The sequence below is a fragment of the Vibrio profundi genome (assembly GCF_043642225.1).
GTDB lineage: Bacteria > Pseudomonadota > Gammaproteobacteria > Enterobacterales > Vibrionaceae > Vibrio > Vibrio profundi_A.
In genome coordinates this window covers 1-1,344 of sequence record NZ_JBHZSF010000045.1, presented here as the reverse complement: position 1 = coordinate 1,344, position 1,344 = coordinate 1, and the positions used below count along the sequence as shown (strand labels likewise).

Annotated in this window: 2 protein-coding genes; both read right to left on the bottom strand. The window is 40.2% G+C overall.

Annotation, left to right across the window (positions count from 1 at the left end):
* Positions 1-166 precede the first annotated feature (166 nt).
* Complete coding sequence (locus ACHUFI_RS22415) at positions 167-658, bottom strand: hypothetical protein (protein ID WP_394253218.1); 492 nt, start codon at positions 656-658, stop codon at positions 167-169.
* Positions 659-818: 160 nt separating this feature from the next.
* Positions 819-1,253, bottom strand: coding sequence for a GNAT family N-acetyltransferase (locus tag ACHUFI_RS22410; RefSeq protein ID WP_394253220.1), 435 nt, complete (start codon positions 1,251-1,253; stop codon positions 819-821).
* Between the last annotated feature and the right edge of the window lie 91 nt (positions 1,254-1,344).

Genomic DNA, 1,344 nt, shown 5'->3' with positions numbered 1-1,344 from the left:
AATGTGGGAGCAGAAACTTCTACGCTCTTATTGACAGTGGGGGTCATATCAACGCCCTGTTAAGGTGTGAGCAACGCTATACCGAAGCTCCTGCATAACACCATAAACACAAAACGCAACGCATAGCAAAAATGCCAAGCGTTGCGAATCACTCTTAAACAGATTGTTAGGTGCGTTCTAAAGCGATAGCCTCACATACCACACATCCATCTTTTCGAAGTGCTGGAGGGTATGCCTCTAGCTGACTCGACTTTGCAAATGCATCACCATACCATTGCTTCAAAAACGCACGTATCTCAAATCTATCCATTGAAGAATGAAGCCAGTAAGTTTCAACATCTTCTAAGCGATGATTAAGAGTCGGATCATAATACTTATCTCCGATTTGAATTATTGCATGAGTATGCTTTTTACCATCTTTCTCCCTAATGATGCAGAGAATATATTTATCAGCTAATAGCTCGTTATTGACTAAAGCAGAACTGTTCATAAAACAATGATTCGTTTGTGTAAAACCGAGAAATTGAAACTTTTTGTACAGATCGTCAGGTAATACATCAACTTTGATAGTGTTTAAACCATCTGTACTTGGTAACGTTGAGTCAACATTGTTTTCAGTGGCTGTTCGCCCCAAAATTTTCTTAATTAAACTTATCATTACTATATTCCTTGTCGAGACGAAAGCACCTAACGCCGCATTAAGGGGTGAACAACGCCACCACCAAACCTAAAGTATTGTACTGTTAACACTAAATTTGAAGTAGATTCAAAAATGCCATGCGTTGAGAATCCCTCTTAAATGCTTTGTTATATGCGTGCTAGACATTACCACTGTCAGATGAATTAAAGGAAAACATCCGCACTTCATCACGAGGAAACCAGCCCAACTTTTCATAGAATGATTGAGCATTAAGGTTTTCATTGGCTACAAACAGATGAGTTTTTGCTATACCCATTTTTTCAAGAGCATCTACTGCAGATGATATCAGTTCGGCACCAATACCTTTACCTCGACAGGTCGAGTTAACCGCCAAGTGTTGCACGTAACCTCGGCGACCATCTGTACCCACTAAGATTGCACCAACAATAATGTCACCATCTAAAGCAACAAAGCTGAGGTTTGGGTTGCGTTCTAAGTATTTGCCGATGTTCTCTCTAGAATCTGCGTCACGCAACAACATGGCTTCTGTTTCAGACCATAATTCAATTACTTGAGAGTAATCTGAGATATCCATTTCTCTAATCAATGCTATTTTCCTTCTGAGCATATAGACATAATGACCCCCACGAGGTGCTAGCCTCCAATATCGTGGGTTAGCTAAAAGCCAGAGCCATAATTAGTGC

What these genes read in the sequence shown, in the direction of transcription:
- ACHUFI_RS22415 (WP_394253218.1), bottom strand. Translation starts at nt 658, where the DNA reads ATGATAAGTTTAATTAAGAAAATTTTGGGGCGAACAGCCACTGAAAAC.